Origin of the sequence: Mesorhizobium sp. M4B.F.Ca.ET.017.02.2.1 (assembly GCF_003998955.1) — a bacterium.
GTDB lineage: Bacteria > Pseudomonadota > Alphaproteobacteria > Rhizobiales > Rhizobiaceae > Mesorhizobium > Mesorhizobium abyssinicae.
The window spans coordinates 1-6,317 of sequence record NZ_RZOF01000361.1 but is presented as its reverse complement, the minus strand read 5'-3'; the positions used below and the strand labels follow the sequence as shown (position 1 = coordinate 6,317).

Below are 6,317 nucleotides of genomic sequence, written 5' to 3'. Positions count from 1 at the left end.
GGCGATCTCGACCGCGGCATAGGCAGGCAGCGTGTAGCCTTCCGGCACGACGTTCTTGTCCGTGAAGGCCTGCACCACCTTGGGATCGGCGAGCTCGGCCCATTCGGGTGGCGCGATCATCAACGTGCCCATGGCATAGCGCACGTCGCCGGCCGGCGTGCGCAGATTTTCACCGCCGGCAAAGGTGATGTCGGCGTCGAGCTGGGCAGCATCGCGCCCCATGATGGCGATGTCGTCGCCGTCGCCGCCGGCGAATACTTTGGTCGCGCCGGCCTTCTTCAGCCGGCCGATCAGTCCGATCTGGTTGTCGAGCTGCGGCCGGAACGTGTCGACGAACGCCGGCTTCAGTGCCGCCTGCTCGGCCGCGGCTCGCAAAGTCTCCGCGATTTCACGGCCATAGATCGTACCGTCGTCGATGATGGCGAACAGCTCTTTCTGCCACAGACGCGTGAGTATCCTGGCGACGGCGTAGCGCTCGTCGTCGCCGCGCGGGCCCAGCCGGTAGACTGGCCAGCCGGTCTTGGCGCGCCGGTCGGTCAGGCTTTCGGTGCGCACGCCGATGGTGATGACGGGAATGCCGGCCTCCTTCAGGATCGGCAGCGCCGCCTCGATCGCCTCGGTGCAGAGGAAACCGACTACCACATTGACTTTGGTGGCGGCGAAGTCGCGCGCCGCGGCGGCTCCTCCGTCGGCGGTGCAGGCATCGTCGACGGTCTTGATCGTCGCGCCGTTCGCGTCGGCCGCCAGCACGGCGCCGGCTTCGACCTGCTTGCCGAGGATCGCCGACGGGCCGGAGAGCGGCGCCGCGACGCCGACGACGAGGTCTTCGGCGCCCGCATTGCCGGCGAAAGCAATCGAGGCCAGCACCGCCAATGTCGTCATCAGGGGTCGCATGTGAGCGAAGCATTCCTCCCGTGCCGGCTGTACGGTTGCCGGCATCCGCTTCGCCAAGACCTAAAGGCTGGCCGGCCCCGGTGCAACGCGAATTTCCGGATATGGGTCAAGCACTTCGCTTGTGGCATGCAATATGCCGCCATATATAACGATGGGTTCTGAGGAAAATCATCTGTGCTGAAGAAGAACGACATCGGGCCGCAGGCCTATCGCGACGCGATGGCCCATTTTGCCGGCCAGGTCCATGTGGTGACCACCGACGGTCCGGCCGGCAGGCGAGGCGCGACCGTTATCGCCGCTTGCTCGGTGTCCGACACGCCGCCGACCGTGCTCGTCTGCCTCAACCGGGAAAATCCCAAGAACGAGCCTTTCGTTGCGAATGGCAGGTTCGCGCTCAACACGCTGGCCTCGCATCAGGAGCCGCTCTCCGTCGGCTTTTCCGGCATGACCGGCCTGCCGGTCGAGGAACGGTTTGCGCTTGGCGAATGGGACGTGATCTCGACCGGCGCGCCGACCTTGAAAGGCGCGCTTGCCGTGTTCGATTGCGAGCTGATCGACACCAAGGATCTCGCCACCCACCGTGTGCTTTTTGGCAAGGTGACAGGCCTGCGCATCGGCGATAATTTGCGCCCGCTGATCTATCATGATCGCGGCTATCGCGCCTTGTAGGTGCCTTGATGGCTGACTCCACGGAGATGGAATGACCGGCTTGAAACCGCGCCCGGCGCCGGGGACGATCGACGAGACGCTCGATCTCCTGACCGGCGCGGACTATGTGGCGGACCGCTCGCTGGCAACGGTGTTGTTTCTCTCGTTGCGCATGAAGAGGCCGCTCTTCCTCGAGGGCGAGGCCGGCGTCGGCAAGACCGAGATCGCCAAGGTGCTGGCCGATGCGCTCGGCCGCCGGCTGATTCGCCTTCAATGCTATGAGGGGCTCGACGTCTCGTCCGCCGTCTACGAGTGGAACTACGCCGCGCAGATGATCGAGATCCGCATGGAGGAGGCAGCCGGCACGGTCGTGCGCTCCGACATGGAGCGCAACGTCTTCTCCGAAAAATATCTGATCCGCCGCCCGGTGCTCGATGCGCTGACCGGCAAGGCGGGCGCTGCCCCGGTATTCCTGATCGACGAGCTCGACCGCACCGACGAGGCCTTCGAGGCCTTCCTGCTCGAAATCCTCTCGGACTTCCAGGTGACGGTGCCGGAGCTCGGCACGATCAAGGCGGAGGAGCCGCCGATCGTCATCATCACCACCAATCGTACGCGCGAGATCCATGACGCGCTGAAGCGGCGCTGCCTCTACCACTGGGTCGACTATCCCAGTGCCGAGCGCGAGCTGGAGATCGTCCGCCGCAAGGTGCCGCGGGCCAACAGCCGGCTTTCGGCCGAGGTTGTGTCGTTCATTCAGAAGCTGCGCCAGGTCGAGCTGTTCAAGGCGCCGGGCGTCGCCGAAACCATCGACTGGGCTGGTGCGCTGACCGAGCTCGACAAGGTCGCGCTCGATCCGGAAACGGTCTCCGACACGATCGGGGTGCTTTTGAAGTACCAGGACGACATCGCCCGCATCGGCGCGGGCGAGGGCCGGCGCATCCTCGACGAGGTCAAGGCCGAGCTCGCTGCTGCGGAATAGGCCGATGAAGTCGCCGCGCCCCGATCCCGCTGAGGCCAAGCAAGACGGGCGCCTCGCCGACAACATCGTCTATTTCGCCCGTACCTTGCGCAAGGCCGGCATGCGGGTCGGACCGGCTTCGGTCAAGGACGCGATCGAGGCGGTGCTTGCCGCCGGCATCGGATCGCGCGACGATTTCTACTGGACGCTGCATGCAGTGCTGGTCTCCCGGCATGAGGACCATCCGGTCTTCGACGAAGCTTTCCGGCTGTTCTGGAAATCGCGCGAGCTGATCGAAAAGATGCTGGCGATGTTCTCGCCTGTCGCGCTCGATACCAGCGAGAAGCAGAAACCCCGCGCGGCCGAGACCCGCGTCAGCCAGGCGATGTTCGAGGGCCATCAGAAGAATCAGCCGGCCAAGGAAATCCCGGAGATCGAGGTCGACGCCCGCTTCACCTTTTCCGGCAACGAGGTGTTGCGCGGCAAGGACTTTGCCCAGATGAACGCCGCCGAGCTGGCCGAGGCCAAGCAGGCGATCGCCGCCTTGCGACTGCCCTTCGACATGGTCCGCACGCGCCGCTTCAGGGCGGACGCGCAGGGCAGGCGCATCGATCCGCGTGCCATGATGCGTTCGGCCGCCCGCACCGGCGGCGCGCTGATCCTGCCGAAATTCCGCTCTGCCCGCGAGGTGCACCCGCCGCTGGTGGTGCTTGCCGACATTTCCGGCTCGATGAGCCAGTACACGCGCATCTTCCTGCATTTCCTGCACGCGCTGACGGAAAAGCGCCGGCGCGTGCATGCCTTTGTCTTCGGCACCCGCCTGACCAATTTGACGCGGCAGATGCGCCATCGCGATCCCGATGCCGCGCTCGCCGAGAGCTCGGCGACGGTCAAGGACTGGTCCGGCGGCACTCGCATCGGCGACACGCTGACCGAGTTCAATCGCCTGTGGTCGCGACGCGTGCTGGGGCAGGGGGCCGTGGTGCTGCTGATCACCGACGGGCTGGAGCGCGACGAGATCGCCGGCCTGTCGGAGGAAATGGAGCGGCTGCACAAATCCTGCCGGCGGCTGATCTGGCTGAACCCGCTGCTGCGCTTCGACGGCTTCGAGGCGCGCGCCCGCGGCGTCAAGGCGATGCTGCCGCATGTCGACGAGTTCCGCCCGGTGCACAATCTCGAGGCGTTGGCTGATCTGTGCGCCTCGCTCGACCAGCGGCCGGCCGCTTCGGTCGATCCGCGTCGATGGCTGCGGGCTGGCGACAGGCACGCCGCATAGCCATATGTTTATCCATCGGAAGAACAGACTCCCAGAAAATTGAGACCACCATACAGGAGACCCGATGAATGCCGCTCCAATGCATCAACCCAAAGGACCTGCCAGTTCCGCAGACGTATAGCCAGGTTGTCGTGGCGACAGGCAGCAAGTTGGTATTCATCTCGGGCCAGGAGCCCGAAGACCTGGATGGCAAGCTTGTCGGCCGTGGCGATCTTGCGACGCAGGCGCGCCAGGTTTTTGCCAATCTCGGCCGAGCACTCGCCGCCGCCGGTGCAGCGCCTGCGCAGGTCAGCAGGATCACGATCTATGTCGTCAACTACAATCGCGATGAATGTCTGCCGATCATCGAAAAGGCTCGGGTAGAGCTGTTCGGAGATCACAAACCAGCCGACGTGGTGCTTGGCGTGGCGAGCCTGTCCCCCGACTATCTGATCGAGGTTGACGCGTTCGCAGTGATTGATTGAGCATGCATTTGCGCGAACTGCCTAGATCATAAACAGACTCCAAGAGAAGCAGTCATGGAAAACAGCATCTATCTCGATGAGGCCCGCGATCCCCTGATCATCGCGGAGGGCTGGATGAAGGACGGCAAGGATGTCGCCATCGCGACCGTGGTCGAGACCTGGGGTTCGGCGCCGCGCCCGGTGGGCAGCCATCTGGTCATCGACGCCGACGGCAATTTCCACGGTTCCGTCTCGGGCGGCTGCGTCGAGGGCGCGGTGGTGACCGAGGCGATCGATGTCATCGGCTCGGGCAAGGCCAGGATGCTGGAGTTCGGCGTCGCCGACGAGACCGCCTGGCAGGTGGGTCTCTCCTGTGGCGGCCGCATCAAGGTCTATGTCGAGCGGCTTGGTTAGGGCGCCATGGACCCGTATGTGCTGAAAACATTGAATGCCGAACGCCGCGCCCGCCGCGCGGCGATCCTTGTCACCGACCTCGGCGACGGCCGCGACCGCATCGTGCGCGAGGGCGATCCTGTCGCCGGTGAATTGGGCGAGGCGATCGCCAGGGCGTTTCGCACCGGCAATTCTGGCTCGGTCGAGGCGGAAGGGCGCACCTTCTTCCTCAACGCGCATCTGCCGCAGCCGCGCCTCGTGGTGATCGGCGCCAGCGCCTGGCTGATATGGACGGCGCCGATGGCCAGGATCGCCGGCTACCCCGTCGAGATTATTGACCCGCGCACCGCTTTCGCCACGCCGGAGCGTTTTCCCGATGTCGTGCTGCATGCCGAATGGCCGCAGGATGTGCTGGCGCGCAAGCCCCTCGACAGCTACACGGCGCTTGCCGCCGTCACCCACGACCCCAAGATCGACGATTTTGCATTGAAGGCAGCGCTCGATGCCAGGTGCTTCTATGTCGGCGCGCTCGGCAGCAGGAAGACGCACGCCAAGCGCGTGGAACGCCTGCTGGCGCTCGGCGCCAGCGCCGACCAGATCGCCCGCATCCATGCGCCGATCGGCCTCGATATCGGCGCGGCAAGCCCGGCCGAGATCGCCGTAGCGGTGCTGGCGCAGACCATCCACGCCTTCCGCTCGCGCGGCCTCGAAGCAAAAGGCGCCGTGGCGTGAAATTCGGTCCGGTTCCGATCGATGAGGCGGAAGGCGCGGTGCTGGCGCACGCCACAGAGGCCGGAGAGCGGCGCTTCCGCAAGGCGCACAGGCTGAGCGCCGATGATCTGTCGGCGCTGAAAGCGGCCGGCATTTCAGAGGTGGTCGCGGCCGTGTTGGCGCCCGACGATCTCGGCGAGGACGCGGCGGCGGAACGGATCGCCGCCGGCATGAGCCATCGCAACGTGGAGGCCAGGCCCGCCGCGACCGGCCGGGTCAATCTGCACGCCGAGGCGGCCGGCGTCTTCACCGTCGACCGCGCGATGATCGACGCCATCAATGCCGTCGATCCGACCATCACCATCGCCACGCTGGCGCAGCATGCGCCGGTCGAGAAAGGCCAGATGGTTGCGACGGTGAAGATCATTCCCTTCGCCGTCGCCGGCAGCCTGGTCGATCGGGTGGCAAGGATCTGCGCCGATGGCGAGATCTTTGCCGTCAACGCCTATCGGCCGATGCGGATCGGCGTCATCCAGACAATGCTGCCCGGCCTCAAACCGAGCGTGCTCGACAAGACGCTGCGCATCACCGAAGCGCGCCTGACGCGCTCGGGCAGCCATCTGACCGCCGAGCGCCGCACGCCGCACGAGGTCGCGCCCGTCGCGGAAGCGGCTGCTGCGCTCGTCCGTGACAACGATATGGTGGTGATCTTCGGCGCCTCGGCGATGAGCGATTTCGCCGACGTCGTCCCTGCAGCGATCGAACAGGTCGGCGGGACAGTCCTCCGCGCGGGCATGCCGGTCGATCCCGGCAATCTGCTGGTGCTGGGCACGCTTGCCGGCAAACGCATCATTGGCGCGCCTGGCTGCGCCCGCAGCCCCAAGGAGAACGGCTTCGACTGGGTGCTCGACCGGCTGATCGCCGGCCTCGACGTGACGGCAGGCGACATCGCCGGCATGGGCGTCGGCGGGCTGTTGATGGAGATACCGAC

At 65.8% G+C, this 6,317-nt stretch carries 8 protein-coding genes; 7 read left to right on the top strand and 1 reads right to left on the bottom strand.

Going from position 1 to position 6,317, the window contains the following annotated elements; translation table 11 throughout:
- Positions 1-894 (bottom strand): ABC transporter substrate-binding protein (locus EN738_RS29090; RefSeq protein WP_145966965.1); only part of this gene is annotated, 894 nt, incomplete at its 3' end.
- Between the two features lie 174 nt (positions 895-1,068).
- On the opposite strand from EN738_RS29090, the gene EN738_RS29085 reads away from it, so the two are divergent.
- From EN738_RS29085 to EN738_RS29055, 7 genes are all read left to right on the top strand, one after another.
- On the top strand, positions 1,069-1,563 hold the full coding sequence (locus EN738_RS29085; RefSeq protein ID WP_127286659.1) for a flavin reductase: 495 nt from the start codon (positions 1,069-1,071) through the stop codon (positions 1,561-1,563).
- 31 nt (positions 1,564-1,594) lie between these two features.
- The gene (locus EN738_RS29080; protein WP_127286658.1) at positions 1,595-2,524 is read left to right on the top strand and encodes a MoxR family ATPase; all 930 of its coding nucleotides are present in this window, start codon (positions 1,595-1,597) and stop codon (positions 2,522-2,524) included.
- Between the two features lie 4 nt (positions 2,525-2,528).
- Entirely contained in the window at positions 2,529-3,779 is a 1,251-nt protein-coding gene (locus EN738_RS29075; protein WP_127286657.1) for a VWA domain-containing protein, read from the top strand.
- Positions 3,780-3,847: 68 nt separating this feature from the next.
- Positions 3,848-4,243: a RidA family protein gene (locus tag EN738_RS29070; protein WP_127286656.1), complete on the top strand. Its 396-nt coding sequence runs from the start codon at positions 3,848-3,850 to the stop codon at positions 4,241-4,243.
- A 54-nt stretch (positions 4,244-4,297) separates the two neighbouring features.
- A complete protein-coding gene (locus EN738_RS29065) occupies positions 4,298-4,636 on the top strand; it encodes an XdhC family protein (RefSeq protein ID WP_040593291.1) in 339 nt (112 codons plus the stop codon).
- Positions 4,637-4,642: 6 nt separating this feature from the next.
- Entirely contained in the window at positions 4,643-5,347 is a 705-nt protein-coding gene (locus EN738_RS29060; protein WP_127286655.1) for an XdhC family protein, read from the top strand.
- Positions 5,344-6,317 (top strand): molybdopterin-binding protein (locus EN738_RS29055; RefSeq protein WP_145966964.1); only part of this gene is annotated, 974 nt, incomplete at its 3' end. The genes EN738_RS29060 and EN738_RS29055, both read left to right, overlap by 4 nt.